Source organism: Actinokineospora sp. NPDC004072, assembly GCF_053604195.1.
The window spans coordinates 1-26,107 of record NZ_JBSGHB010000026.1 but is presented as its reverse complement, the minus strand read 5'-3'; the positions used below and the strand labels follow the sequence as shown (position 1 = coordinate 26,107).

General features: G+C 73.2%; 24 protein-coding genes. 16 read left to right on the top strand and 8 right to left on the bottom strand.

Annotation, left to right across the window (positions count from 1 at the left end):
* Positions 1-113: 113 nt before the first annotated feature.
* Complete coding sequence (locus ACWEPX_RS29800; protein ID WP_451900586.1) at positions 114-656, top strand: hypothetical protein; 543 nt, start codon at positions 114-116, stop codon at positions 654-656.
* A gap of 66 nt (positions 657-722) precedes the next feature.
* Here the strand turns inward: ACWEPX_RS29800 and ACWEPX_RS29795 are convergent, their stop codons facing one another.
* The gene (locus ACWEPX_RS29795; protein ID WP_451900585.1) at positions 723-1,976 is read right to left on the bottom strand and encodes a PucR family transcriptional regulator; all 1,254 of its coding nucleotides are present in this window, start codon (positions 1,974-1,976) and stop codon (positions 723-725) included.
* Positions 1,977-2,071: 95 nt separating this feature from the next.
* The gene (locus ACWEPX_RS29790; protein ID WP_451900584.1) at positions 2,072-3,424 is read right to left on the bottom strand and encodes a PucR family transcriptional regulator; all 1,353 of its coding nucleotides are present in this window, start codon (positions 3,422-3,424) and stop codon (positions 2,072-2,074) included.
* Positions 3,425-3,934: 510 nt separating this feature from the next.
* On the opposite strand from ACWEPX_RS29790, the gene ACWEPX_RS29785 reads away from it, so the two are divergent.
* On the top strand, positions 3,935-4,537 hold the full coding sequence (locus ACWEPX_RS29785; RefSeq protein WP_451900583.1) for a hypothetical protein: 603 nt from the start codon (positions 3,935-3,937) through the stop codon (positions 4,535-4,537).
* Between the two features lie 13 nt (positions 4,538-4,550).
* Positions 4,551-5,006, top strand: a complete 456-nt coding sequence (locus ACWEPX_RS29780; RefSeq protein WP_451900582.1) for a universal stress protein — start codon at positions 4,551-4,553, stop codon at positions 5,004-5,006.
* 11 nt (positions 5,007-5,017) lie between these two features.
* Here the strand turns inward: ACWEPX_RS29780 and ACWEPX_RS29775 are convergent, their stop codons facing one another.
* Both ACWEPX_RS29775 and ACWEPX_RS29770 read right to left on the bottom strand, forming a co-directional pair.
* Positions 5,018-5,845, bottom strand: a complete 828-nt coding sequence (locus ACWEPX_RS29775) for an ABC transporter permease (RefSeq protein ID WP_451900581.1) — start codon at positions 5,843-5,845, stop codon at positions 5,018-5,020.
* Complete coding sequence (locus ACWEPX_RS29770) at positions 5,842-6,780, bottom strand: ATP-binding cassette domain-containing protein (RefSeq protein ID WP_451900580.1); 939 nt, start codon at positions 6,778-6,780, stop codon at positions 5,842-5,844. The genes ACWEPX_RS29775 and ACWEPX_RS29770 overlap by 4 nt, the downstream gene beginning before the upstream one ends.
* A gap of 227 nt (positions 6,781-7,007) precedes the next feature.
* Between ACWEPX_RS29770 and ACWEPX_RS29765 the strand changes: the two genes are divergently transcribed.
* The 4 genes from ACWEPX_RS29765 (at position 7,008) to ACWEPX_RS29750 (ending at position 10,187) form a co-directional block, all read left to right on the top strand.
* Positions 7,008-7,895, top strand: coding sequence for a helix-turn-helix domain-containing protein (locus ACWEPX_RS29765; protein ID WP_451900579.1), 888 nt, complete (start codon positions 7,008-7,010; stop codon positions 7,893-7,895).
* Between the two features lie 18 nt (positions 7,896-7,913).
* Positions 7,914-8,297: a nuclear transport factor 2 family protein gene (locus ACWEPX_RS29760; protein WP_451900578.1), complete on the top strand. Its 384-nt coding sequence runs from the start codon at positions 7,914-7,916 to the stop codon at positions 8,295-8,297.
* 31 nt (positions 8,298-8,328) lie between these two features.
* The gene (locus ACWEPX_RS29755; protein ID WP_451900577.1) at positions 8,329-9,279 is read left to right on the top strand and encodes a carbohydrate kinase family protein; all 951 of its coding nucleotides are present in this window, start codon (positions 8,329-8,331) and stop codon (positions 9,277-9,279) included.
* 86 nt (positions 9,280-9,365) lie between these two features.
* A complete protein-coding gene (locus ACWEPX_RS29750; protein WP_451900576.1) occupies positions 9,366-10,187 on the top strand; it encodes an SAM-dependent methyltransferase in 822 nt (273 codons plus the stop codon).
* Here the strand turns inward: ACWEPX_RS29750 and ACWEPX_RS29745 are convergent.
* A complete protein-coding gene (locus tag ACWEPX_RS29745) occupies positions 10,184-10,942 on the bottom strand; it encodes an EI24 domain-containing protein (RefSeq protein WP_451900575.1) in 759 nt (252 codons plus the stop codon). The two genes, ACWEPX_RS29750 and ACWEPX_RS29745, sit on opposite strands and share 4 nt — an antisense overlap.
* Positions 10,943-11,044: 102 nt before the next feature.
* Here ACWEPX_RS29745 and ACWEPX_RS29740 point away from each other — a divergent pair, with 102 nt between their 5' ends.
* Complete coding sequence (locus ACWEPX_RS29740) at positions 11,045-12,913, top strand: ABC transporter ATP-binding protein (RefSeq protein ID WP_451900633.1); 1,869 nt, start codon at positions 11,045-11,047, stop codon at positions 12,911-12,913.
* A 38-nt stretch (positions 12,914-12,951) separates the two neighbouring features.
* On the opposite strand, the gene acs is transcribed toward ACWEPX_RS29740, so the two are convergent.
* A complete protein-coding gene (gene acs, locus ACWEPX_RS29735; protein ID WP_451900574.1) occupies positions 12,952-14,916 on the bottom strand; it encodes an acetate--CoA ligase in 1,965 nt (654 codons plus the stop codon).
* A 178-nt stretch (positions 14,917-15,094) separates the two neighbouring features.
* Here acs and ACWEPX_RS29730 point away from each other — a divergent pair, with 178 nt between their 5' ends.
* The 7 genes from ACWEPX_RS29730 to ACWEPX_RS29700 all read left to right on the top strand — a co-directional run bounded on the left by ACWEPX_RS29730 (position 15,095) and on the right by ACWEPX_RS29700 (position 21,798).
* Positions 15,095-16,162 carry a sensor histidine kinase gene (locus ACWEPX_RS29730; protein ID WP_451900573.1) on the top strand — a complete coding sequence of 356 codons (1,068 nt, stop codon included), beginning with the start codon at positions 15,095-15,097 and terminating at the stop codon, positions 16,160-16,162.
* The gene (locus ACWEPX_RS29725; RefSeq protein ID WP_451900572.1) at positions 16,162-16,953 is read left to right on the top strand and encodes a LytR/AlgR family response regulator transcription factor; all 792 of its coding nucleotides are present in this window, start codon (positions 16,162-16,164) and stop codon (positions 16,951-16,953) included. Before ACWEPX_RS29730 ends, ACWEPX_RS29725 begins: the two co-directional genes overlap by 1 nt.
* The gene (locus tag ACWEPX_RS29720; protein WP_451900571.1) at positions 16,950-17,321 is read left to right on the top strand and encodes a hypothetical protein; all 372 of its coding nucleotides are present in this window, start codon (positions 16,950-16,952) and stop codon (positions 17,319-17,321) included. The genes ACWEPX_RS29725 and ACWEPX_RS29720 overlap by 4 nt, the downstream gene beginning before the upstream one ends.
* Positions 17,318-19,078 carry a sodium/solute symporter gene (locus tag ACWEPX_RS29715; protein WP_451900570.1) on the top strand — a complete coding sequence of 587 codons (1,761 nt, stop codon included), beginning with the start codon at positions 17,318-17,320 and terminating at the stop codon, positions 19,076-19,078. Before ACWEPX_RS29720 ends, ACWEPX_RS29715 begins: the two co-directional genes overlap by 4 nt.
* A 63-nt stretch (positions 19,079-19,141) precedes the next feature.
* Positions 19,142-19,486, top strand: a complete 345-nt coding sequence (locus ACWEPX_RS29710) for a DUF485 domain-containing protein (protein ID WP_451900569.1) — start codon at positions 19,142-19,144, stop codon at positions 19,484-19,486.
* Positions 19,483-21,090 (top strand): solute symporter family protein, encoded by a 1,608-nt coding sequence (locus tag ACWEPX_RS29705; protein ID WP_451900568.1) that lies wholly within the window; start codon positions 19,483-19,485, stop codon positions 21,088-21,090. The genes ACWEPX_RS29710 and ACWEPX_RS29705 overlap by 4 nt, the downstream gene beginning before the upstream one ends.
* Before the next feature lie 105 nt (positions 21,091-21,195).
* On the top strand, positions 21,196-21,798 hold the full coding sequence (locus tag ACWEPX_RS29700; RefSeq protein ID WP_451900567.1) for an HNH endonuclease family protein: 603 nt from the start codon (positions 21,196-21,198) through the stop codon (positions 21,796-21,798).
* A gap of 45 nt (positions 21,799-21,843) precedes the next feature.
* On the opposite strand, the gene ACWEPX_RS29695 is transcribed toward ACWEPX_RS29700, so the two are convergent.
* Positions 21,844-22,569, bottom strand: coding sequence for a S1 family peptidase (locus ACWEPX_RS29695; RefSeq protein ID WP_451900566.1), 726 nt, complete (start codon positions 22,567-22,569; stop codon positions 21,844-21,846).
* Between the two features lie 321 nt (positions 22,570-22,890).
* Between ACWEPX_RS29695 and paaZ the strand changes: the two genes are divergently transcribed.
* Positions 22,891-24,912 (top strand): phenylacetic acid degradation bifunctional protein PaaZ, encoded by a 2,022-nt coding sequence (gene paaZ, locus ACWEPX_RS29690; RefSeq protein WP_451900565.1) that lies wholly within the window; start codon positions 22,891-22,893, stop codon positions 24,910-24,912.
* A 50-nt stretch (positions 24,913-24,962) separates the two neighbouring features.
* On the opposite strand, the gene ACWEPX_RS29685 is transcribed toward paaZ, so the two are convergent.
* Positions 24,963-25,544 (bottom strand): snapalysin family zinc-dependent metalloprotease, encoded by a 582-nt coding sequence (locus ACWEPX_RS29685; RefSeq protein WP_451900564.1) that lies wholly within the window; start codon positions 25,542-25,544, stop codon positions 24,963-24,965.
* Positions 25,545-26,107: the final 563 nt, after the last annotated feature.

The window sequence follows — 26,107 nt, the reverse complement described above, 5'->3', positions numbered from 1 at the left end:
AGCTGCCACCTGCGGAGGACGGCCCGGGTGCATCCACCGCAGGCGAGTCAGCTCCAGACGAGGGTTCGGCTGAGCCCGCGGCAGGCGAGCCTGCCCGGGCCCAGAGCGCTCCGGTGGACGAGACGGGCGGGTCGGTCGCCGACGACCAGCCCGCCGCGCGTCGCGGTGTCCGCCTGCCGGTCGCCCTGCTGGTCGCCGCCGCCCTGCTCGTCGCGGCGGGCGTCCTGGCCATCGTGCGGGCAGGCGACCTCGACGCGACGGCCAACACGGCCCTCGTGGACCCCGCAGGCACCGCCGAGGTCACCCGCCAGGTCCGCGACGGCCTGGAGAAGATCTTCAGCTACCGCCACGACGACACCGCCGCCACCGAGACCGCCGCGCGCGAGGTCCTCACCGGCCCCGCCGCCGAGCAGTACGACCACCTGTTCCGGCAGGTGCGGGAGCAGGCCCCCGCCCAACGCCTGACCTTGACCACCCGCGTGGTCGCCTCCGGCGTCGTGAGCCTGCGCCAGGACACCGCCGTCCTGCTGGTCTTCCTCGACCAGAGCGCCACCCGGGCCGACACCGGCGAGACCACCACGGCAGGCGCCCAGCTCTCCATCACCGCCGTCCTGGCCGACGGCCGCTGGCGCATCAGCGACCTGGTCCCGCGGTAGCGGACCGCTAGAGCACCGGGCGGGTGGTCGGGCGACGAAGCCCGGCCACCCGCCCGGTTTCCACGCTCAGCACCGGCGCAGCGCGCGTTCGGCGCGCAGGGCCACCTCGATGTCGAAGCGCTGGTCGGGGTCGGTGAGGCCAGGGCCGAAGAGGCGTTCGAGCTGGCGGAGGCGGTAGCGGACGGTCTGCGGGTGGACGTCGAGGAGGGCGGCGATCTCCGGGGCGCTGCGGCGGGTCTGCAGCCACACCAGCAGGGTCTCGCCGAGCTTGTCGCGCTGCTTGCCGGTCAGGGCGGCCATCGGGGCCAGGGCGCGGGCGCCGATCTCGCGGACCAGGAACGGGTCGTTGAGCAGCCACAGCATCGACATGCTGCGGTCGAACCAGGTGGGGGCGCCGTCGGCGAGGGTGCCGTCGACCACCAGCGACAGGGTCCGCCGGGCCCAGCGCAACGACTGGGCGCACTCGGCGACGGGGACCGCGGGGCCGATCGCGGCCTGCCAGCCGGGCAGGTCGGCGGGCAGGTCCGCCAGCGCAGGCCGGTGCTCCTCGCCCACGACCAGGCACGGCTCGGCCGATTCCAGGTCGACCAGGTAGCGCTGGTCCAGCCCGGTGACCGGTGCCTCGGCGTCGCGCGGGCGCACCGCGACGGCCCGGACCCGCTGCGGCAGCGGCCACCGGGCCGCCTCGGCCAGGCTGGCCAGCGGGCGGCCCGGCCCGCCGCCGGGGGCGATGATGGCCTGCAGGAGCTGCCTGCGCCGCCGCTCCAGCGCGCCGACCTCCCGGGCGCGGGCCGAGGCGTGGCCCTCGACCGACAGCGCCGACAGCTCGTCGATGTAGGCGAAGATGGCCTCGGCCAGCAGGCACAGCGTCGCGCTCGACACCCCGGCCGCCTCGCCCGCGGCGGCGATCCGCCGCCACGCCACCCGCGCCCCGATCCGGTAGGCGGTCTGCAGCACGTCCAGGATGGGGCCGTCGTGGATCTCCTGGCGGCCCATGTCGCGGAAGACCTGCCTGCGCTCGTCGCGCGCCGCGCCCGGGTCTTCGAGCCGGTCGATGAACTGCGTGATGGCCTGCTGGATGCCCTCGGTGACCGCCCGGCCGACCACCCCGTCGGGGTTGCGGGCGAAGGCCGGGATGGCCTGGTTCAGCTCGCCGCGGATCTCCGCGACCAGGCGCGGGATGCTCGGCCGCAGCAGCGGGGCGAGCTGGCGGGGCAGCAGCGACCACAGGGTCGCCCCCCGCCCGCCGCCCGGGGCCAGCAGCGAATCGAAGGCGATGCGCGGCGGGGGTCCGGCTGGGTCACCCGGCTGTTCCGGCACCTGGGCCACCTCCGGCGGGATGCACTGGACAGACCGGAATGTACCGCGCCGCAGGGCGCTCTGGCCTGCGGATTCTGCGGTTCACCGCGGATTTGTCACGGCCGGACAAGGGTGGCTGCGGGAACGCGCCGCCGCTGCGCAGCCTGCGCGGCCGGTCGTCCGTCTTCTTCGGACGTCCACAGCAGACGGTGCGCGCGCAGGGCGATCTCCAGGTCGAGCCGGGAGTCCGGGTCGGTCAGCTGGTCGCCGAAGAGCTTCTCCACCTGGCGCATCCGGTAGCGCACGGTCTGCGGGTGGATGCGCAGCCGCTCGGCGATCTCCGGGGCGCTGCCCCGGCTCTCCAGCCAGGCCAGCAGCGTCTCGGCGGTGCGGGCGCGCTGCTTGGGGGTCAGGTCGGCCAGCGGGGCCAGCGTGCGGTTGAGCAGCTCGCGCACCAGGAACTCGTCGGCCAGCAGCCACAGCGTCGACAGGTGGTCGCGGCACCACGTGACCTGGCCGTCGCCGATGATGCCGCGGCGCACCAGGTTCATCGCCCGCCGTGCCCAGCGCAGCGAGGTGGCCGCGTCGCGCAGCCCCACGACCGGCCCGACGCAGGCCCGCCTGCCGCCCAGGTGCTCGCGGACGGCGCGCAGCTGCCGCTGCGGGTCGGGCAGCACCAGGCAGGGCAGGTCGCCGTCGAAGTCGGCCAGCACCTCATCGGGCAGCCCCGCGGCGCCGAGGTCGTCGGGCTCGCCGTCCGGCGCGGGCTCCACGACCACGACGACCACGGTGTCCGGCACCCGCCAGCGGGCGGTCGCGGCCAGCTTGCTGATCGAGGTCGGCGCGGCGGGCGGGTCGCTGAGCAGCAGCTCGACCAGCCTGCGGCGGCAGCGCTCGATCATCCCGGCCGACTGCGCCTGCGCGGCGGTGTAGCCCTCGATCGACAGCTTCGAGATCTCGTCGACGTAGGCGAAGATCGCCTCGGCGGCGATGGTGAGCGTCGCCGTGGGCAGCTTCTGCGCCTGGCCCCACGCCGCGACGTGCCGCCAGGCCACCCGGCCGCCGACGCGGTAGGCCGTCTGCAGGCTGTCCAGGCTGCGGCCCTCGCTGAACTCCACCCGGCCGAGCTGGCGGAAGACGTTGGCCCAGTTGTCGTCCGGGGTGCCGCCGACGCCGATGGTGTCCATGATCCGCATGATCGCCTGCTCGACGCCCGCGACCATGATCGCGCCGAAGTGGCCCTCCAGCGGCTGGGCGTAGGCGGGCACGACGCGCTGGATCTCGCGGATCATGTCCCGGGTCAGCTGCCCGACCATCGGCCGGAACCGCGGGCCGAGGTCGCGCGGCAGCGCCGCCCACAGCGCCGTGGCCTGGTCGTCCGGCCGGGCCGGGCGCGGCCGCGCGGGGAGCGGGGCCCTGGCCTGCCCCGGCCTGCGGGACGGGGGTCGGCTGCCCAGGTGAATCGCCATGTCGTCCCCTTTGTCGCTGGGCGCGCTCGCGAAGCGCGAATTCTCCCGGTTCCGGCTCGCCGCGAATCGGCGCAATTTGTGCCGACGACCATAAGTTCGGCTCGGCGGGCCTGTCAAACGGCTGGGTTGCGCGCCGCGCCGACTACCCGAACGGGTGACGGATCGGCCCGGGTATTTGCGGAATCGGGCGGGGTGCCCGGTCGAGTTCTTGCGCATCGGTGATAAAGCCGCCGGTGTCCCGTGATCGCCTGCGACGCGCGGATCAGCACGTCAGGACCAACAACCGTGCGGTGGCCCTCGACTGGGCGGACACACAAACGCAGACGGGCGGACTGTGCCGGGGTGACAAATCAGGCCGTCCACCGCGGCTGCTCCCGGGCAGTTCTTGCTCGGGCCGTCGGCGGGTCAGTAGGGTTTCGGCCAGATCGCCGCGGTCGGCGGATCGAGAGCCGGTGCGCATTCTGGCGAGCCCGCCGCGAATTACGCCGAGCAGTCGTGAGGGACGAATCCATGAAGCCTCGTTTGGTCGCCGCCGCGGTGTCCGCGGCCGCCGTTCTCGCAGTCGCCGGGGCGTGCGGCTCCGACCCGGAGGCGCCGCCGCAGCTCCCCGCGCCGGGCCAGGGCACGACCGCGGAGCAAGCCCCGCCCGCCGACCTCAGCGACCCGGCCGTCGCGTGGGCGGAGAAGGTCTGCACCGCGGTCGAGGACGGCGGCAAGGCGCTGTCCCAGTTCCCCGCGGTCGACCCGAGCGACCCGGCCAAGACCAAGCAGGCCATGCTCGACTACCTGCAGGCGATCTCCGACACCCTGGCCGAACTGGGCGCGGGGATCAGCGCCGCGGGCGAGCCGCCGGTCGACGGCGGGGCCGCTGCGGTGGACGCCGCGCTCAAGCGCGTCGAGGACCTGCGCGCCGGGCTGTCCGGGGCGCGGGCGGAGCTGGCCGCCGTCGAGACCGGCGACCCCGCGGCGTTCCAGGCCGCGCTGGCCGCGCTCGGCCCGCGGCTGGAGGGGCTCAACACCACCGAGGGCCCGACGACCGACCTCAAGGCCAACCCCGCCCTCAAGGACGCCTTCGCCCAGGCCCCGGCCTGCAGGCGCGTCGACGGCGTGTGAGCGGAGGCCCCCGATGCCCGTCTACCGCACCATCGTCGTCGGCACCGACGGCTCCCGCTCCTCGCTGCGCGCGGTCGAGCGGGCCGCCGAGGTCGCCCGCGACACCGCAGCCGCGCTGGTCGTCGCCTGCGCCTACGAACCGGCCGAGCAGCGCGCCGTCGACCGGGCCGTCGATCGGCTCGGTGATGACGTCGGCTACCAGGTGGTCGGGGCCAGCCCGGCCGAGGAGACCGTCCGCGCGGCGGCTGAGCTGGCCCTGGCGGCGGGCGCGGCCGACGTGACCACGGTCGTGGCCGAGGGCTCCCCGGTCGCCGTCCTGCGCCGAACCGTCCGCGACCACGACGCCGACCTCCTGGTCGTCGGCAACCGCGGCCTGAACACCCTGGCGGGTCGCGTCCTCGGCTCGGTGCCGGGTGAGGCGGCCCGCAAGTCCCGGGTGGACATCCTGATCGTGCACACCACCGGCTGATCCCGCGGCGCTCAGCGCGCCCGGCGGAAGGTGCGGAAGGCCCAGGCGCTGCCGCCTGCCGCCGCGGTGGCGGTCAGGGCGAGGGCGAGCAGCGGGGACCACCCGGCCGGGTGGCCCAGGGTGAGGGCGCGCACGGCGTCGACGGCGTAGGTGATCGGGTTGACGGTGCTGAACCAGCGCACCCAGGTCGGCATGGCCTCCAGGGGGAGGTAGGCGCTGGAGCCGAACATCAGCGGCACCGCCACCACGAACGAGGCCGCCTGCATCACCTCCGGCTTGGGCGCCCAGCAGGCGATGGCGATGAACAGCCAGCTCACCCCCCACCCGACCACGACCGCCAGCAGCAGCCCGAGCGCCAGGCCCGGCGCGCTGCCGGGGCGGAACCCCAGCAGCGGCACCGCGATGGCGACGGCCACCAGCAGGCTCAGCGCCAGCCGCGCGGAGTCGGCGAGCGTGCGGGCGACCAGGACCGCGCCCAGCGCCAGCGGCATCGCGCGCAGGCGGGCGATGAAGCCGGTGAAGACCTCCGCCAGCAGCCCGGCCCCCGAGCCGACCGCCGTCGTCAGCGCGATGGTGACGAGCGTGGCGGGCAGCAGGTAGTTGATGTAGCCCTGGTACCCGGCCATCCCGGGCAGCGCGCCGATCCCGCTGAACACCTGGCTGAACAGCAGCAGCAGGACGACCGGTTGCAGCAGGCCGAAGAGCAGCACCTTGCGGTCGCCGAAGGCCAGCCGCAGCGACCGTCCGGTGAGGACGGACACCTGGCGCAGCGGCGGCGCGGGCCGCCACCGGGCGGTCTGCCGGTCGGCGGCCCGGCGCGGCGCGGCGTGGCGGCTCACGACGCGCTCGCGTGGTGCAGGGCCAAGTACACGTCGTCCAGGGTCGGTTCGGTGACGGTGAGGTCGGTGATCGCCGGGCCGGTGGCGTCGAGCACGCGGACCACGGCGGTGATGTGCCCCGGCTCGGCCAGCGCGACCCGCACGACCGGTTCGACCGGGTCCGGGGTCGCGCGGATGCCCGCGTAGGCCAGCACCCCGAGGGCGTGCCGGACGCCGCGCCCGTCGGCGAAGCGCACGGCCGCGGCGCGCTGCCCGATGCCGGACTTGAGCGCGGCGGGCGTGCCCGCGGCGACGACGTGCCCGCCCGCCAGCACGACCACCTCGTCGGCGAGCCGGTCGGCCTCCTCCAGGTACTGCGTGGTGAGCACGACGGTCGTCCCGTCGGCGACCAGGCCGGACACCAGCGCCCACAGGCCCGCGCGGCTGACCGGGTCGAGCCCCGTGGACGGCTCGTCGAGGAAGAGCACGTCCGGGCGGCCGACCAGGCTGGCGGCCAGGTCGAGGCGGCGGCGCATGCCCCCGGAGTAGGTGCCCGCCCTGCGATCGGCGGCCTCGGCGATGCCGAAGGCGGCCAGCAGCTCCTCGGCGCGCTCGGCCGCCTGCCGCCGGGTCGCGCCGAGCAGCCGGGCCAGCAGCACCAGGTTGGCCCGGCCCGAGACCGCCTCGTCCACGCAGGCGTACTGGCTGGTCAGCCCGATGAGCCTGCGCACCTGGTGGCCGGAGCGCACCACGTCGTAGCCGCACACGCGGGCGCTGCCGGAGGTGGGCAGGGCGCGGGTGGCCAGGATGTCGATGAGCGTGGTCTTGCCCGCGCCGTTGTGGCCGAGGACGCCGAGGACCGCGCCCGCGTCGGCAGACAGGGAGACGTCGGTCAGCGCGGCCACCGGACCGTAGGTCTTGCCGAGCCGGGTGACCTCGATGCGGGGCCGGGGCATGGCCGCGACGATACCGGCGGCGCGAATTCCGGAACACCATTCCCGACGGTATTCATAAACAGATGACAAGACCTGTTCCGGCATTTGTGCGCGCCCATTCTGCAATTGCGTCGGAATGGGTCCGGCCCGCTGGCCCGACAGGTGTCGGGGTGCGGCTCGTCGCGGCGGGGCGACCGCCGGCCGCCGGCCGCTTCCGGCGATCGGCCCAGCCGGCTACCGTGCCCCAGGTGACCGAGCCGCCACCGCCTTTCGCGTCGGGTCTGCGCGCTGCCATCGATGCGGCCGGGGTGACGCTGGAGAAGCTGGCCGCCGACCTGCGGGGGCGGGGGACGCCGGTCAGCCTGGCCACCCTCAGCTACTGGTGCTCCGGGCGCAGCAGACCCGAGCGGGCCAGGTCGCTGGCCGCGCTCGCGGAGCTGGAGGACCTGCTCGGCCTGCCCAGCGGCGGCCTGCGCAGGCTGCTGCCCGAGCGCAGGCCGCGCGGGCGCGCGGCCAGGCGGGAAGTCGCGCCCATCACCGCGGGCGCGCCCTGGCACCGCGTCGAGCAGGTGCGCAGCCTGCTCGACGGCTACGACCTCAGCCGCGACGGCCAGCTCAGCAGGCTCAGCGCGCACGACCGGGTGGAGATCGACGCCGACCGGGTCAAGCGGGTGCAGCACACCCGGCAGGTGCTGCGCGCCGAGCAGGACGGCATCGACCGGATCGTGGTCGTCTCCTGGGGCGACGGACCGGACGCGCCCGCCCCCGCGGTGGTGCCGGTGCGCAACTGCTCTCTCGGCCGCACCGAGGTCGACGACGACGCCGGGCTCCTCGCCGCCGAGCTGGTGTTCGACCGGCCGCTGGCCCGGCGGGAGACGATCGTCGTCGAGCACGCCCTGCATTCCACGTCGCCGCCGACGGCCGTGAGCCACCAGCGGGCCAGCAGGCTGCCGGTGCGCGAGTACCTGGTCGAGGTCAGCTTCCATCCCGCGGCGCTGCCCCACCACTGCGTCCAGTTCTCCGAGGTCAACGGGGAGGAGCGGGTCCGCGCCGTGGAGCTGGACTCGACCTGCACCGCGCACGCCATCGGCATGGACCTGCCTCCCGGCCGCTACGGTTTGCGCTGGTCCTGGTAGTTCCGTACACTGTACGACATGACTGCCGAGATCCACGCCTGGTTCGCCGAGTACGACGCCCGCGCCGCCCGCGGCGACATCGAGGGGATGGCCGACCTCGCGGCCTTCCCGCTCAACGTGGTCACCGACATCCCCGGCGGCACCGCGGCCGCGCAGATCTGGGACCGCGCCGAGTTCATCCGGGTCATGGGCGAGGTCGTCGGCGAGGGGGCCGAGCTGACCTCCGAGCGCACCCCGCACCTGATCGGCGACAACCTCGCCGTCGTCTTCACCGACGCCGCCTACGGCGAGCACCGCATGCGCTACGCCGACGTCCTCGTCCGCACCCCCGACGGCTGGGCGTTCCAGACGATGGTCCAGCCCGGCTACGGCGCCGGGTGGACGCCCGCCCGGCGCGGATGACACCCTCGCCCCTGAGCAGAGGAGGCGCCTGGTGATCACCGTCGTTGGCGAGGCGCTGGCCGACCTGATCGCCGACCCGGACGGGCGGACCTTCCGCGCCCACCCCGGCGGCAGCCCGGCCAACGTCGCGCTCGGCCTGGCCCGGCTGGGCCTGCCCGCCCGGCTGGGCACCCGCATCGGCGACGACCTCTTCGGCCGGATGATCCGCGCCCACCTGGCCGCCGAGGGCGTCGAGGTGCACGCCCTGCCCGCGCTGACCGGGCAGACCAGCGTCGCCTTCGCCGCCACCGACGCCGCGGGCGTGGCCGCCTACGACTTCCGGCTCGACTGGGACATCACCGACCTGACCGCCCTGCCGGTGCGGACCCACCTGCACACCGGCTCGCTGGCGACCGCGCTGGAGCCGGGCGCGGCCGTGGTCGAGGACGCCATGCTCAGGGCCAGGGCCGCGGGCGCGACGGTCTCCCTCGACCCGAACGTGCGCCCGTCCCTGGCAGGCGACCGCGACCGCGCGGCCTCCCGGGTCGAGCGGCAGGTCGGCATGGCCGACATCGTGAAGGTCAGCGCGGAGGACCTGGCGTGGCTGCACCCGGACGCCGACCCGGTCGCCGTCGCGCGGCGCTGGGCGGCGGCGGGCCCGGCGCTCGTCGTCGTCACCCTCGGCTCGGACGGCGCGCACGCGGTCTCCGGCGGTGTCGAGGTGGTCCGCGCGAGCCCGCCGGTGACGGTCGTGGACACCGTCGGCGCAGGTGACGCCTTCACCGCTGGCCTGCTGCGCTGGCTGTCCGGCCACCTCGGCGCGATGTCCACACTGGACGGCCATGCCCTGGCCGCCGCCGTCGACTTCGCCAACGCCGTCGCCGCCCGCACCTGCGCCCGCCCGGGCGCGGACCCGCCCCGACCAGCGGATCTCGCCGACAGCTGGGCGCTGCTCCCCGATCCGTCACCGGTTGCCGCCGACCGGGCGAATCCGCCGCGATAGGCGGGGGAGAAGCCCGGCCGCGGCGTGACCCCCCGTCCACCGCCCGGTACGGTGCGTGTCCAGGAGCCCAGATCGACGGGGGACGCATGCTCGAACGGTCCGCGCAGGGCGGCGTGGTCGACTTCGACCGGCCCAACCAGGCCAGGTTGGTCGACGCGCTGCTCGGCGGTCGGGACAACTACGCCGCCGACCGCGAGCTGGTCGACCGGCTGCTCGACGTCGACCCCGGCGCCCGGCAGATGGCCCGCGACCACCGCGCCTGGGTGCTGCGCTGCCTGCGGCTGCTGTCCACCGCGCACGGCGTCGACCAGTTCATCGATCTGGGGTCCGGCTTGCCCACCACGGACAACACCCACCAGATCGTGCAGCGCCACAACCCCGAGGCGCGGGTGGTCTACGTGGACAACGACCCGCTCGTGCAGGCCTACGGCCGCGCGCTGCTGGAGGAGAACGACCAGACCCACATGGCCGCGTGCGACCTGACCGACCCGCACGCCGTGGTGTCCTCTCCGGTGCTGACCCGCACGATCGACTTCGACCGGCCGGTCGGGCTGATGCTGTGCGCGATCGTCCACCACATCCTCGACGACACCAGGGCCGCCGAGGTCGTGCGCGGCTGGGTCGACGTGCTGCCCGCGGGCTCCTACGTCATGCTGACCCACCAGTTCGACCCCGACGACGGCGGCGAGCACAGCGCGCTGGCCCGCAAGCTCGACAGCGCGTTCGCGGGCACCCCGCTGGCGGGCGTGCACCGCAAGCGCGAGGTGATCGAGGGCTACCTGGCCGGTCTCGACCTGATCCCGCCCGGGCTGGTGCTGCTGCACAAGTGGTGGCCGGACGGCCCGCGCCTGCGCCCGCTGGCGGGCATGAACCACCTGACGCTCGGCGCGGTCGGCCGCAAGCCCTAGCGCCGCTCGGTCATGGTCCGGTGGGCCAGCAGCGTGCCGCCCGCCATCGCCGCGGGGAAGACGACCAGCGCCGCCAGCGGGATCAGGCACAGCAGGTAGACGGGGGTGGCGAAGCCCAGCGTCATCGCCCGGCGGCTCTTGAGCGCCCGGCGCCGCTCCTTGAGGTCGCGGCCGCGCCGGACGAACGGGATCGCGGTCAGCTCCACGGCCAGCAGCCAGGCGCCGACCAGCACCGCGAGCACCGGCACGACCGTCTGGCCGAGCACCGGCACGAAGCCCAGCGCGAACAGCACGACGCCCCAGGCGATGATCCGCAGGATCAGCAGCACCGCGTCGCGCACCCCGAGCCACACCGACCGGCCCCACCCGATCTGCTGGGCCTCCGGGACGCCGCCGAGCACGGTGTCCTCGACCTCTTCGGCGATGCTCTCGTAGAACGGGCCGCCGATGGCCAGGGCCAGCGCGGCGAAGACCATCATCGCCAGGGCCACGGCCAGCACGACGACGGCGATGCCGACGCCGATGCGAACAATTGTCTGCCACGTCTGCGACCATCCGTCGGCGAACGGGGACGCCCAGGTCACCAGGTCACCGAGGTTGATCGCCAGCGCGACCAGCCCGCCGAAGAGGACCAGGCTGCTCAGCAGGGCGGGGACGGCCCCCTTCACCAGCATCGATCCCGAGGAGAGGACCAGCCGGAACCCCTTGGCCAGCAGGCCGGCACCGACCCCGAACTCACGCACCGCGTTGATCACCGGCGCAGTGTAATGCCCGGTTCCGCCAGCCTTGACCTCAACATTACTCGAACTTCTACCTTCGTACACACCACCTTGAACACACGGAGGAACGGCGTGGACATGCAGATGGCGGCGTTTTCGTCGCTCTACAACACGATGCGCGCGCAATCCGGGCCGGTGCCCACGCGGCAGACGTTGAAACGGGTGATCGGGTTCGCCCGACCATTACGCGGCAGGCTGGCGCTCTTCGTCGGCCTGAGCACCGTGCTCGCCGCGCTGACCGTGGCCACCCCGGTGCTGGCCGGACGGGTCGTCGAGGCGATCGTCGGCGGTCAGCCCTCCGGGGTCGTCGTCGCGCTCGCGCTGGTGATCGCCGGGGTGGCCATCGCCGAGGCGGGCCTCGGCCTGGTCAACCGCTGGCTGTCCTCGACCATCGGCGAGGGCATGATCCTCGACCTGCGCACGCGGGTCTTCGACCACGTCCAGCGGATGCCGGTCGCCTTCTTCACCCGCACCCGGACCGGCGCGCTGGTCTCCCGGCTCAACAACGACGTCATCGGCGCCCACCGGGCCTTCGGCGACACCCTCGCGGGCGTGGTCGGCAACCTCGTCACGCTGGTGCTGACCCTCATCGTCATGATCGGGATCTCGTGGCAGGTGACGCTGCTGTCGCTGGTCCTGCTGCCGGTCTTCGTACTGCCCGCCCGCCGCATGGGCACCCGGCTGGCCGCGCTGCGCCGCGAGGCCGCCGACCACGACGCCACCATGAACACCCAGATGACCGAGCGGTTCTCCGCGCCCGGCGCGACCCTGGTCAAGCTGTTCGGCCGACCGGAGGAGGAGTCGCAGGAGTTCGCGGTGCGGGCGCGGCGGGTGCGCGACATCGGGGTGCGCAGCGCCGTCATGCAGTGGGTGTTCGTCACCGCGCTGACCCTGGTCTCCGCCCTGGCCCTTGCCCTGGTCTACGGGCTCGGCGGCGTGCTGGCCCTGGCGGGCACGCTCGACGCGGGCGCGGTCGTCGCGCTGGCGCTGCTGCTGACCCGGCTGTACTCGCCGCTGACCGCGCTGGCCAACGCCCGCGTGGACATCATGAGCGCCCTGGTCAGCTTCGAGCGGGTCTTCGAGGTCCTCGACCTGCCGCCGCTGATCACCGACAAGCCCGACGCCCGCCCGGTCCCCGACGGGCCGGTCTCGGTCGAGTTCGACAAGGTCCGCTTCGCCTACCCCGCCGCGGACAAGGTCTCGCTGGCCTCCCTGGAGGAGGTCGCCGTCCTCGACACCCGCGGTGGCGAGGAGGTCCTGCACGAGGTGTCGTTCCGGGTCGAGCCGGGGCAGGTGGTCGCGCTCGTCGGCTCCTCCGGCGCGGGCAAGTCCACCATCGCCTCGCTCGCGCCGAGGCTCTACGACGTGGACTCCGGCGCGGTGCGCCTGGCCGGGGTGGACGTGCGGGACCTGCGCGCGGACTCGCTGCGCGGGGCGGTCGGCATGGTGACCCAGGACGGCCACCTGTTCCACGACACCATCGCCGCGAACCTGCGCTTCGCCCGCCCGGACGCGACCGACGCCGAGCTGTGGGACGCGCTGCGCCGCGCCCGCCTGGCCGACCTGATCGCCGACCTGCCCGACGGCCTGGACACCGTCGTCGGCGAGCGCGGCTACCGGCTCTCCGGCGGCGAGCGGCAGCGGTTGACCATCGCCCGCCTGCTGCTGGCCCGCCCCCGGGTGGTGATCCTGGACGAGGCCACGGCCCACCTGGACACGACCTCGGAGGCGGCGGTCCAGGCCGCGCTGACCGAGGCGCTGACCGGCCGCACGGCGCTGGTCATCGCCCACCGCCTGTCCACCATCCGCGCCGCCGACCAGATCCTGGTCATCGAGGCGGGCCGGGTCGTGGAGCAGGGCACCCACGACGAGCTGCTGGCCCGCGGCGGCCGCTACGCGGAGCTGCACCGCACCCAGTTCGCCGACCAGGAGCCCGCCGTCGCCTGACCGCGTGGGGGTTCCGCGCCGGAACCCCCACGCCCCTCCTAGTCCGCGGCCTGCTGGCTGCCGAGCCCTTCGGTGATCAGGCTCATGACGGTCTGGTCGGCGAGTGTGGTGGTGTCGCCGAGTTCGCGGTTCTCGGCGATGTCGCGCAGGAGTCGGCGCATGATCTTGCCGCTTCGGGTCTTGGGGAGTTCTTCCACGATCAGGATCTGCCGTGGCTTGGCGATGGCCCCGATCTCCTGGGCGACGTGGTTGCGGAGGGTGGTGATGTGGCTGTCGCGGTCTTCGGCTGCTTTGCCGCGGGGGATCACGAACGCCACGATGCCCTGGCCCGTGGTGGGGTCGCTGGCGCCGACGACGGCGGCTTCGGCGACGGTGGGGTGGGAGACGAGGGCGGATTCGACTTCGGTGGTGGAGATGCGGTGTCCGGAGACGTTCATGACGTCGTCGACGCGGCCGAGCAGCCAGATGTCGCCGTCGTCGTCGTATTTGGCTCCGTCGCCGGCGAAGTAGTAGCCCTGCTCGGCGTACCGGGACCAGTAGGTGTCCTTGAAGCGTTCGGGGTCGCCCCAGATGCCGCGCAGCATGGACGGCCAGGGCTCGTTGAGCACCAGGTAGCCACCGGAGCCGTGGGGGACTTCGGTGCCGGTGTCGTCCACCACGGCGGCGCTGATCCCCGGCAGCGGGGTCTGTGCCGACCCTGGCTTGGTGTTGGTGACGCCCGGGAGGGGGCTGATCATGATGCCGCCGGTTTCGGTCTGCCACCAGGTGTCGACGATGGGGCAGCGGTCGTGGCCGATGTGGGTGCGGTACCAGATCCAGGCTTCGGGGTTGATCGGCTCGCCCACCGACCCCAGCAGCCGCAGCGAGGACAGGTCGTGCCCTGCGGGGTTCTCCGTGCCCCACTTCATGAACGTGCGGATCAACGTCGGGGCGGTGTAGTAGATCGTCACCCCGTACTTGGCGATGATCTCGAAATGCCTGCCCTGGTGCGGGGTGTTCGGCGTGCCCTCGTAGACGACCTGCGTGGCCGCGTTGGCCAGGGGGCCGTAGACGATGTAGGAGTGGCCGGTGACCCAGCCGATGTCGGCGGTGCACCAGTACACGTCGGTGTCGGGCTTGAGGTCGAACACGGCGTGGTGGGTGTAGGCCACCTGGGTGAGGTAGCCGCCGCTGGTGTGCAGGATCCCCTTCGGCTTACCGGTGGTGCCCGACGTGTAGAGGATGTAGAGCGGGTGCTCGGAGTCGAACGCCTCGGGTTCGTGGGTGGCAGGCTGGCTCTCCACGAGGTCGTGCCACCACAGGTCGCGGCCCTCGGTCCAGGCGACGTCGCCACCGGTGCGGCGCACCACGACCACGTGCTCGATGGACGGGCAGTGGGCCGTCGCCTCATCCGTCAGGTTCTTCATGGGGACGGCCTCGCCGCGCCGGTACTGGCCGTCGGAGGTGATCAGCACCCGGGCTTGCGCATCGTCAATGCGCGATTGCAGAGCGGTGGGGGAGAAGCCGCCGAACACGACGCTGTGCACCAGGCCGAGCCGGGCGCAGGCCAGCATGGCCACGATCGCCTCGACCAGCATCGGCATCTGGATCGCCACCCGGTCACCGGCCTTCAGACCCAACGACGCCAGACCGTTCGCCGCCCGGCACACCATGTCCTGCAACTGCCCATAGGTCACCGTCCGCGCGTCCCCGGGCTCGCCCTCCCAATGCAGCGCCACCCGCTCACCCAGGCCCGCGGCCACATGCCGGTCCACGCAGTTGTAGGCGACGTTCAGCTTCCCGCCGACGAACCACTTGGCGAACGGGGCGTCCGACCAGTCGAGCACCTTGTCCCACTCGGTGGCCCAGTCCAGCCGCCGGGCCTGCTCGGCCCAGAACGCCAGCCGGTCTTCGGCCGCCTGCGCGTACACCTCCGCCGTCAGGTTCGCCTGGGCGGCGAACGCCGCGGGCGGCGGGAACGCGCGGGTCTCGGTCGACAGGTTGTCCAGGGTCTGTCCGCTCATCGATCCTCCGAACCGCCGGGGGGTGTGGCTGGTCACCCTAGGAGCAGCACCCCCGCGGGGTGACCGGGCGCACGACGGAAGGTCCGGTCGTGACGACGAACGGTCCACGAGCGTTATCCGGACAAGCCGGAACAGCACCTACCATCTACCCAACACACCCGGACCGACAGGGGAGCTGATGGCGGCGGCGCAACCCGGCGAGCCCCCGCGCGCCTGGTTGCCCTGGTCGCGGACGGACCCGGCGGCCGTGCTCGCCTCCGCCCGGCACATCGCCGACGACCTGGCCGACGGGCTCTCCGGCAGCCGCGTGCGCGCCGCGGCCCGCGGGGTGCGCAGGCTGCTCGGGGCCGCGGGCGTCGGGCTGGCCGACCTGTCCGGCAGGCCCGTCTGGGTCGGGGCGGTGCCGTCCGGGCCGCGCTGGGTGGAGCTGGTCGACCAGGTCCTGCACAGCGAGACCCGCGCGGGCAGGCCGCCCCTGGTCGTCACCCCGCTGCACGTGCACGACGAGCTGGCAGGCGTGCTGGTCGTCGCAGGCCAGGTGCGCCGCACCGCGATCGCCGAGGTGGCCGACTGGATCACCGCGGCGCTGGAGCGGGCCCGGCTGGAGGCCAGCGCCGAGCACGCCGCCCAAGCCGAGCTGCGGGCCCTGCGCGCGGAGATCTCCCCGCACTTCGTCTACAACGCGCTCACCGTCATCGCCTCGCTGGTCCACTCCGACCCCGAGCGCAGCCGCGAGCTGATGCTCGACTTCGCCGACTACAACCGCTACAGCCTGGCCAGCCACGGGGAGTACACCACCGTCGCCGACGAGTTCCACGCCATCGAGACCTACCTGGCCCTGCAACGCGCGGTGCTCGGCGACCGGCTGCGCGTGCAGGTGCGGGTCGCGCCCGAGGTGCTGGCCGTGGCCATCCCGTACCTGGTGCTGCAACCGCTGGTCGAGAACGCCGTCCGGCACGGCATCGAGCCGCGGCCCGCTGGCGGGACCGTGCAGGTCACCGGCGAGGCCGAGGGCAGCGATTGCGTGATCACCGTGGAGGACGACGGGGTCGGCATGCTCCCGGCCAGGGCCGAGGCGCTGCTGGCGGGCCGGGACGCGGCGGGCAGCGTGGGGCTGGCCAACGTCGACCGGCGGCTGCGTAACGTGTACGGCTCCTGGTACGGGTTGGTCCTCGAAACCGCAGAGGACGCCGGGACGAGGGTGGTCGTCCGGATGCCGATGTTCTCCCCGGGGGTGATGCCGTGATGGGTGGCGCCAAGGCGGGCGGCCTGCGCGTGCTGGCCGTCGACGACGTGCGCGCCGCGCTGGACGAGCTGTGCAGGCTGCTGCGCGCGGCCCCCGAGGTGGACGACGTGCGCGCGGCCGCCGACGCGCTCAGCGCGCTGAAGATGATCCAGGCCGAGAAGTTCGACGGGGTGTTCCTCGACATCTCCATGCCCGGGCTCAACGGCCTGGAGCTGGCCTCGCTGCTGGCCAAGCTCAGCGAGCCGCCCGCGATCGTGTTCGTCACCGCCTACGACGGCCACGCCGTGTCCGCCTACGGCATCGGCGCGCTGGACTACCTGCTCAAACCCGTCCGCGCCGAACGCCTCGGCGACGCGCTGGCCAGGGTGCAGCGCTTCGTCACCGCGCGCCGGGCCACCGAGGCCAGCGAGCAGGCCCCGCCGCCCAAGCCCGACGCCATGCCCGTGCTGCCGGTGGAGACCGACGGGCGCATCCGCTACGTGCGCCGCGGCGACGTCCGCTACGCCGAAGCCCACGGCGACTACGTCCGCCTGCACACCGCGGCGGGCGTGCACCTGGTCCGCATGCCGATCTCGCGCTTACAGGAGTACTGGGAGGACTCCGGCTTCGTCCGCGTCCACCGCGGCTACCTGCTGGCCATCGACGCCGTGCGCGAGCTGCGCAGCGACTCCGTGGGCGGGATGCTCGCCCACACCGACCTCGGCGACGTGCCGGTGAGCCGCCGCCACGCCCGGGAGCTGCGCGAACGCCTGCTCCAGGCGGCGCAGCGCGGGGAGCTGGGCCGCCGGTGAGCCCGCACCGCCGCCAGGTCGTCACCAGCCCGCAGACCCGGCTGGCGCACGCCCGCCGCAGGCACCGCACCTCCTGGCGCCCACCGGCTTTGGACCCGGCCGACGCTCGCCGCGCGCTGGCGGTCTACAAGGCGCAGCGGGTGCGCGCGGTCTCCGCGGTCGCCGCCCTGCTGCTGCTCATCGTCGGCCTGCCGCTGCTGCTGCGCGCCTACCCCGAGCTGGACGACGTGCGGATCTTCGACGTGCCGGTGTCCTGGCTGGCCCTGGTCCTGCTGCCCTACCCGGCGATGGCGGGCATCTCCTGGTGGCAGCTCCGGCGCGCCGAGCGGGTCGAGGACGCCGACGACGGCGCCGCGGAGCCCGGGTGATCGCCTTCGCGGTCGTCCCGGTCGTGCTGGTCACCCTGCTGATCGGCCTGCGCGGGGTGGCGGCCATGCGCACCACGTCGGACTTCCTCATCGCCTCCCGCCGGGTGTCGCCGCTGCTGAACTCGGCCGCGGTGTCGGGGGAGTACCTCTCGGCCGCGTCGTTCCTCGGCGTGGCCGGGCTCGTGGTCAAGGACGGCATCGGCGCGCTGTGGTACCCGGTGGGGTTCACCGCGGGCTACGTCGCCATGCTCGCGCTGGTCGCCGCCCCGATGCGCCGCTCGGGCGCGGTCACCGTCCCCGACTTCGCCGAGGCCCGGCTGGCCTCGACCTCGCTGCGCAGGCTCGCCGCCGTGGTGGTCCTGGTCATCGGCGGGCTCTACCTGGTGCCGCAGTTCCGCACCGCCGGGCTGGTGCTCAGCGTCGTCGGCGGCAGCCCGTACTGGGTCGGGGTGGTCATCGCCGCGGTCGTCGCGGCCATGACGCTGGCCCTGGGCGGCATGCGCGCGGCGACCTACGTGCAGGCGTTCCAGTTCGTCTTCAAGCTGGTGCTGTTCATCATCCCGGCGATCTGGCTGCTGATCGCCGTCGGCCCGCAGGTGCGCCACGACGCCGTGCACCCGGTGGAGTTCACCCACTTCGAGCGCGACACCCCGGTCACCTTCGACCTGGCGGTCACCCTCGAACTCGACGAGCCGACCTCGGTGCGCACCCCCGAGGGCGCGCTGTCGGTCCTGCCACCGGGCGAGCTGGCCGTGCCGCCGGGCTCGGTGGTCGTCTTCGCCGACGGCGCGCCCGTGCCCGGCGTGCGCGGCGGCTCGCCCCCCGGCGCGGAGGGCTGGCAGCGGCCGCTGCTGGACCTGCGCGACGCCGACCACCCCCTGCTGGGCACGCTGGCCGTGCTGACCGCCACGATGCTGGGCACGATGGGCCTGCCGCACGTGCTGATGCGCTTCCACACCAGCCCCGACGGCCGCGCCGCCCGCCGCACCGCCGCGCTCACCGTCGCCCTGCTCGGCGTGTTCTACCTGTTCCCCGGGATCTACGGGACGCTGGCCAAGGTGCTCGTCCCGCAGCTGTACCTGTCCGGGGCGACCGACACCGCGGTCGTCGCGCTGCCGTCCCAAGTGGACGCCGGGCCGTGGGGCTCGCTGTTCACCGGGCTGCTCACCGCGGGCGCCTTCGCCGCGTTCCTGGCGACCTCGCTGGGCCTGCTGCTGGTCGTGGCGGGTGCGATCTCCCACGACCTGCTGCCCGGCGGCCTCGCCCGGCTGCGGTTCACCGTGATCGGCGCGGCCGCCGTGGTCGTGCTGCTGGCCTTGCCCTCGGCGCGCATCGACGCGGGCGTGCTGGTCACCTGGGGGTTCACCGTGGCGGCCTCCACCTTCTGCCCGCTGCTGGTGCTGGGCATCTGGTGGTCGCGGCTGACCGTCGCGGGCGCGTTCGCAGGCGTGTCCGCCGGGCTGCTGGCCTCCGCCGGGGCGATCGCGGCGACGCTGTTCGGCCCACCGGTCACCGGGTGGCTGTCCATCCTCATCGCCCAGCCCGCGCCGTGGTCGGTGCCGCTGGCCTTCGCCACGATGATCGCGGTGTCGCTGTTCGGCCGCCCGCCGTCGTGGTCGGGCGCGGCGATGCTGCGGCTGCACCTGCGCGAGCGGCACACCCCGATGGCCCACCGCGGACGTGACCTGGGCCACTCGTCTTGGTCGGCGCGCCGTTCGTCCGCCGTTCGTCGCATCACCCGTCGATTGGACCGCTGACCCGACGGGCGGCCGCGTGATCTCCCTAGCGTGACGCCGACCACCCCGTCGGAGGAGGCGCGCATGAGCACCACCGAGTCCCAGGCTCGGCCCCCGGAACCAGACCAGTGGACCGAAGTCCAGTCCAGCGCGGAGTTCGTCGAGCTGCGCAGGCGGCTGCGCACGTTCGTCTTCCCGATGACCGCGCTGTTCCTGGTCTGGTACCTGCTGTACGTGCTGCTGGCCGACTACGCGCCGGAGTTCATGGCCACCAAGGTGATCGGCAACATCAACGTCGGCCTGGTGCTCGGCCTGCTGCAGTTCGTCTCGACGTTCCTGATCACCACGCTCTACGTCCGCTACGCCAACCGCAAGCTCGACCCGCTGGCGCAGAAGCTGCGCGAGACCGTGGGGGAGGACGAAGCATGACCGTCGCGCAAGGGGTGGAGGGCAACAGCCCCGTCCTCAACATCAGCATCTTCGGCGCGTTCGTCGTCATCACGCTGGTCGTGGTGTTCCGGGCCAGCCGCAACAGCAAGACCGCCGCGGACTACTACGCCGCGGGCCGCTCCTTCACCGGCCCGCAGAACGGCATCGCCATCTCCGGCGACTACCTCTCGGCCGCGTCCTTCCTCGGCATCGCGGGCGCGATCGCCCTCAACGGCTACGACGGCTTCCTGTACTCCATCGGCTTCCTCGTCGCCTGGCTCGTCGCCCTGCTGCTGGTCGCCGAACTGCTGCGCAACACCGGTAAGTACACGATGGGCGACGTGCTCGCCTTCCGCATGAAGCAGCGGCCGGTGCGCGCCGCGGCGGCGACGTCGACGCTGGTCGTGTCGTTCTTCTACCTGCTGGCCCAGATGGCGGGCGCGGGCGGCCTGGTCGCCCTGCTGCTGGGCATCACCGGCACCGGCGGGCAGGCCGTGGTCATCGCCGCGGTCGGCGTCATCATGATCGTCTACGTGCTGGTCGGCGGCATGAAGGGCACCACATGGGTGCAGATCATCAAGGCCGCCCTGCTGATCACCGGCGGGCTGGCCATGACGATCTGGGTGCTGGCCCAGTTCGGCTTCAACCTCTCCGCCCTGCTCGGCGGCGCCGTCGAGGCGGGCGGCGCGAACGGCGAGACGCTGCTCAACCCCGGCAAGCAGTACGGCGTCAGCGAGACCAGCAAGCTCGACTTCATCTCCCTCGCCCTGGCGCTGGTGCTGGGCACCGCGGGCCTGCCGCACATCCTGATGCGCTTCTACACCGTGCCCACGGCCAAGGAGGCCCGCCGCTCGGTGGTCTGGGCCATCTGGCTCATCGGCATCTTCTACCTGTTCACCCTGGTGCTCGGCTACGGCGCGGGCGCGCTGGTCGGGCCGGAGGCCATCCGCAACGCCCCCGGCGGGGCCAACTCCGCCGCGCCGCTGCTGGCCCAGGCGCTCGGCGGGCCGGTGCTGCTCGGCTTCATCGCCGCGGTCGCCTTCGCCACCATCCTCGCCGTCGTCGCGGGCCTGACGATCACCGCGTCGGCGTCCTTCGCCCACGACATCTACGCCAACATCATCAAGAAGGGCAAGGTCGACGACAAGGGCGCCGAGGTTCGCGTCGCGCGGATCACCGCGGTGGTCATCGGCGCGGTCGCCATCGTCGGCGGCATCATCGCCAACGGCCAGAACATCGCGTTCCTGGTGGCCCTGGCCTTCGCGGTCGCGGCGTCGGCGAACCTGCCGACCATCCTCTACTCGCTGTTCTGGAAGCGGTTCAACACCACCGGCGCGCTCTGGAGCATCTACGGCGGCCTGGCGGTCTGCGTGCTGCTGATCGTCTTCTCGCCCGCGGTCTCCGGCTCGCCCAAGGCGATGTTCCCCAGCGCGGACTTCGACTGGTTCCCGCTGTCCAACCCCGGCATCGTCTCGATCCCGGTCGCGTTCGTCCTCGGCTGGTTCGGCACGCTCATCGGCGGCGGCTCCGACAGCCGCAAGTACGCCGAGATGGAGGTGCGCGCGCTGACCGGCGCGGGCGCCGAGAAGGCGGTCGTCCACTAGGGATGCCCGACGGCTCCCGCCCCGCCATCGCACGGCGGGGCGGGAGCCGTCGTCGTGATCACACCGAGCTTCCACCCCGAGGCGCGATCACGTATCAGTGGACGCATGCCGTCCCGGTTACCCATTGCCCTGCTGGTCCTGCTCACCGGCTGCTCGTTCGCCCCGGTCGCCGACCCGGCGCCCCCGCCTGCCCTGGCCGAGCTCGGGGAGCCGCGCCCGGAGGACACCGGCGCCCACTACCGCCGCTCGGACTGGGGGGACTGGCGCTACGACTCGGCCACCAAGTGCAACACCCGCGAGCGCATCCTCGCCCGCGACGGGCGCAACCTCGACATCGACTCCCAGTGCCGCCCCCGCTGCCCGGACGGCGACTGCTGGACCAGCCCCTACGACGGCGTGGCCGTCGACGACGCGGCCGACCTCCAGATCGACCACATCGTGCCGGTCGCCGAGGCCAACCGCTCCGGCGCCCGCAAGTGGAGCAAGGAGCAGCGGGCGCAGTTCTACAACGACCCGGACAACCTCGTCGCCGTCACCGCGAAGTCCAACCAGAGCAAGGGCGACGACGACCCGGGACGCTGGCGGCCGCGGCGGGAGTACTGGTGCGACTACGCCACCAGCTACGTCACGATCAAGGTCCGCTACCGGCTGCACGCCGACGCCGCCGAGCAGGCCGAGCTGGCCCGCATGCTCGACACCTGCCGATAGCGCAAGCGGGGCCGCCCCGAGGGGCGACCCCGCACCACGCGGTGATCAGACGCCCGCGATGCTGCTGATCCAGCTGCGGTAGTAGGTCACGTTGGTGTAGTTGGTGACCGACTGGCGGTCGCTGGTGGAGGCCACGCCCACCTGACGGCCGTTGCTGAACATCGGGCCGCCGGAGTCGCCGCCCGCGGCGATGCCGTTGACGCGGTAGGCCTGGATGGCCACGCCGCCGTAGGCGTCGCGCGCGGTGGTCGACTGCACCCGGACGGTGGCGACCTTCAGGTAGCGGGACTGGCAGTTGATCTCCGAGCCGCAGCGCGAGGTCGCGCCCCAGCCGTAGATCTGCACGTTCTGGCCGACGCGCACGTCAGCGCTGGAGCCCAGCGGCGCGTAGGTCGTCTGCACCGGGCGGTCGATGCGGGCGATGGCCAGGTCGGAGCTGTGCTGGTAGATCTGGGTCGCGTTCACGACCACGCCACCGGAGTGCTGGTCGAGGCTGCCGATGCGGAAGGAGATCCCGCCGCCGGACACGCAGTGGCGGGCGGTCAGCACGTACTGCGGCGCGATGATGCTCGCCGAGCACGTCTCCCGGCCGTTGGAGAACAGCCGCGCGGCCCACGGCGCGTTGCTCGCGGTGCCACCGCCGATGATCATCGGCGTGACGTCGTTGTTCCCGGCCGGCGGCGCGGCGGGGGCCGCGGTGGCGGCCGGGGCCAGACCGAGCAGCGTGCACGCGGCCGCGGTGACGGCCAGTGCCAGCTTCGTCATCTTCATGGAATTACTTCTCGATTCCGCGGATTGCTCCGCACTGCAGGGATGAATCGGGAAATGGACGCAATCGGCGTGGCATTCGGCGACGCCGCCCGGTTACCGGGTCTGGACCCGCGCGTGTTCCGCGTGCCCCGACCGATCAGGTCCGCCAGCAACTTTTACAGCCTGCGCCGACCCGCGCAAGGGGTGGGTTGTTCACACCATTCCCGGTTACCCCGACAAATGTCGGGGGTGAATATCTCGATGGATGGGATGTCCCAGGACTAGCATTGCCTGCGACACCGGCGGCAACGACCTGCCGCCGCGAGCACGGGAGGCGACTCGATGGCGCTGCTGCGCAGCTACGTCGGCGGACACTGGCACACCCCCACCGCGGAGGGCGCGCCGCTGCACGACGCGGTGACCGGGGAGGAGGTCGCGCGGATCTCCAGCGCGGGCGTCGACATGGCCGCCGCCCTGGAGCACGGCAGGCGCACCGGGGGGCCTGCGCTGCGGGAGCTGACCTTCCACCAGCGCGCCGCCCTGCTCAAGGAGCTGGCCCTGCACCTGACCGAGCGCAAAGACGAGCTGTACGCCCTTTCCGCGCGCACCGGGGCCACCCAGCGCGATTCGCTGATCGATGTCGACGGCGGCATCGGCACGCTGTTCGCCTACAGCGGCAAAGGCCGCCGGGAAATGCCCAACGCGAAGGTCTACGTCGAAGGCGCGGTGGAACCGCTCGGGAAAGGCGGCACCTTCGTCGGCCAGCACATCCTGACCCCGCTGCACGGCGTCGCCGTGCAGATCAACGCCTTCAACTTCCCCGTCTGGGGGCCGCTGGAGAAGTTCGCGCCCGCGTTCGTCGCCGGGGTGCCCAGCCTCATCAAGCCCGCCAGCCAGACCGCCTACCTCACCGCGCGGCTGGTCGAGCTGATCGTGGAGTCGGGCCTGCTGCCCGAGGGCAGCGTCCAGCTCGTCTGCGGCAGCGCGGGCGACCTGCTCGACCACCTCACCCCGCAGGACCTCGTCGCGTTCACCGGCTCGGCCTCGACCGCGCAGCGGCTGCGCACCCACGAGGCCGTCGTCCGCAACGCGGTGCGGTTCAACGCCGAGGCCGACTCGCTCAACTGCGCGATCCTCGGCCCCGACGCCCGCCCCGGCACGCCCGAGTTCGACCTCTACGTCAAGCAGCTCGTCACCGAGATGACCGCCAAGGCGGGCCAGAAGTGCACCGCCATCCGCCGGGCCATCGTCCCCGCGGAGCTGATCGACGACGTGGCCGCCGCCACCGCCGAGCGGCTGGCCGGGGTGGTCATCGGCAACCCGGCCAACCCGCAGGTGCGCATGGGCGCGCTCGCCGGGCTGGAGCAGCGCGAGGAGGTGCGCCGCTCGCTCAAGGCCCTCACCGCCGTCGGCCAGGTCGTCTACGGCGACCCCGAGCGGGTGTCGGTCGTCGACGCCGACCCCGAGCGCGGCGCCTTCCTCTCCCCGGTCCTGCTGCGCGCCGACCCCGACCGCGCCGAGCCGCACGAGGTGGAGGCGTTCGGCCCGGTGGCCACGCTGCTGCCGTACACCTCGGCCGACCACGCCGTCGAGCTGGCCGCGCGCGGGCAGGGCAGCCTCGTCGGCTCGGTCGTCACCGCGGACACCGACTTCGCCACCACCGTGGTCCTGGGCGCGGCGCCCTGGCACGGGCGCATCCTGGTGCTCGACCGCGACGACGCCCGCGAGTCCACCGGGCACGGCTCGCCGCTGCCGCCGCTGGTCCACGGCGGCCCGGGCCGCGCGGGCGGCGGCGAGGAGATGGGCGGCATCCGCGCCGTCCTGCACCACATGCAGCGCACTGCCGTGCAGGGCAGCCCGAAGGCCCTGGCCGCGATCACTGGCCGGTGGACCACCGGGGCCCCGCGCCGCGAGGACGCCCACCCGTTCCGCAAGACCCTCGCCGAGCTGCGCGTCGGCGACGCGGTGGTCGCCGGGCCGCGGGTGGTCACCCAGGCCGACATCGACCACTTCGCCGAGTTCACCGGCGACACCTTCTACGCCCACACCCACCCCGAGGCCGCGGCGGCCAACCCGTTCTTCGGCGGGATCGTCGCCCACGGCTACCTGGTGGTGTCCTTCGCCGCGGGCCTGTTCGTCTCGCCGGAGCCCGGGCCGGTGCTGGCCAACTACGGGCTGGAGAACCTGCGCTTCACCACGCCGGTCTTCCCCGGCGACGCGCTGACGGTGGCGCTGACCTGCAAGCAGATCACCCCGCGGGAGAACGCCGACTACGGCGAGGTCCGCTGGGACGCCGAGGTCACCAAGCAGGACGGGACCGTCGCGGCCAAGTACGACGTGCTCACGCTGGTCGCCAAGGCGTGAGGGCATGAGGAAGGGGGGCCGGGCGTACCCGGCCCCCCTTCCCCGTCTGATCAGCTCGCGTCGACGACCACGATCGGCTTGGCGTTCGTGGTGGCCGCGCCGTACCACCCGGCGTAGTTGCGCTGCACGGCCGCGCGCTCAGCCGAGCTGGGCTGGGCGTTGGCGCAGCTCACCGGGGCCGAGCTGCCCGACATCAGGTCCGAGCACAGCCCGGTGCGCCGGTCCGGCAGGCCCAGGGAGTGGCCGAGCTCGTGGGTGGCGATGCGGACCACGTTGTAGCCCTGGTTGACCGCGGTGCGGCCCATCCAGACCGTGCCGCTGCCGGTGCTGCGCACCGGCCCGAGGGTGGCGCGCGGCCACCCGTTGTCGGCGATGATCCGGATGTTGGCCCGCTGGCCCGGCTGGGCCTTGACCAGCCGCACGTTGGTCACCGCGCTGTTCCAGATCTGGGCGGCCTGGGCCACCGCGTCCTTGAACTCCGCGGCGTAGCTGTCGTCGTATGTCAGCGTGGTGGCCAGGACTGCCGCCTGCGGCTGGGCGGCCTCGGCCGCCGCGGGCGTGGCGGTGATGCCCGCGAGCAGGCTGGCGCCGATGGCCACGTTGGCCAGCAGCGCGACGGTGCGTCGAAGCATGGGACTACTCCCTCAATTGAGCGGCCCCGGGACGGGGGCCGACCTCGTGGTGACTGCAGGGCGAGGGGTCTCAGCCGAAGGGACGGCGACGACGTAGATCTCCTCCGGTAGTTAGCCCTACCCGGTGCGTAGTCCGGCTAGTAGAGATAGTGACCGCGATCACAAGAACCGGTTGCGCGCTCACTGGGGGTGATGTCCGCACCCGCCCCGGGGCCACCCATACGGCGGTTGAACTGCGGAAACGGTGTCGCGGGTGTCGGGTTCGCGCACTTTGCGCGAGTTCGGCGCGGGATGCGCTCCGGTCGGGCCGTTCGGCCGCCGATCCCTTGTCCCCCAAGGGATCTGGGGCGGCGGGCGGCTGGGGGGACCCCCCGATTTGATCCGCGTTTGGCGGGGGTGTAACTTTCTCTCTGCCAGCGCGGAACGGGCCGGAAAGAGCGGAACGGGCGCGGCGAACAAGACCTAGCGATACCAGCCTCTGATGGCGTCGCGGTTGATCCGCGGGTTGTTGGATGTGCGTGTGTTGTTTGAGAACTCAACAGTGTGCCGATGAAAGCCAGTAG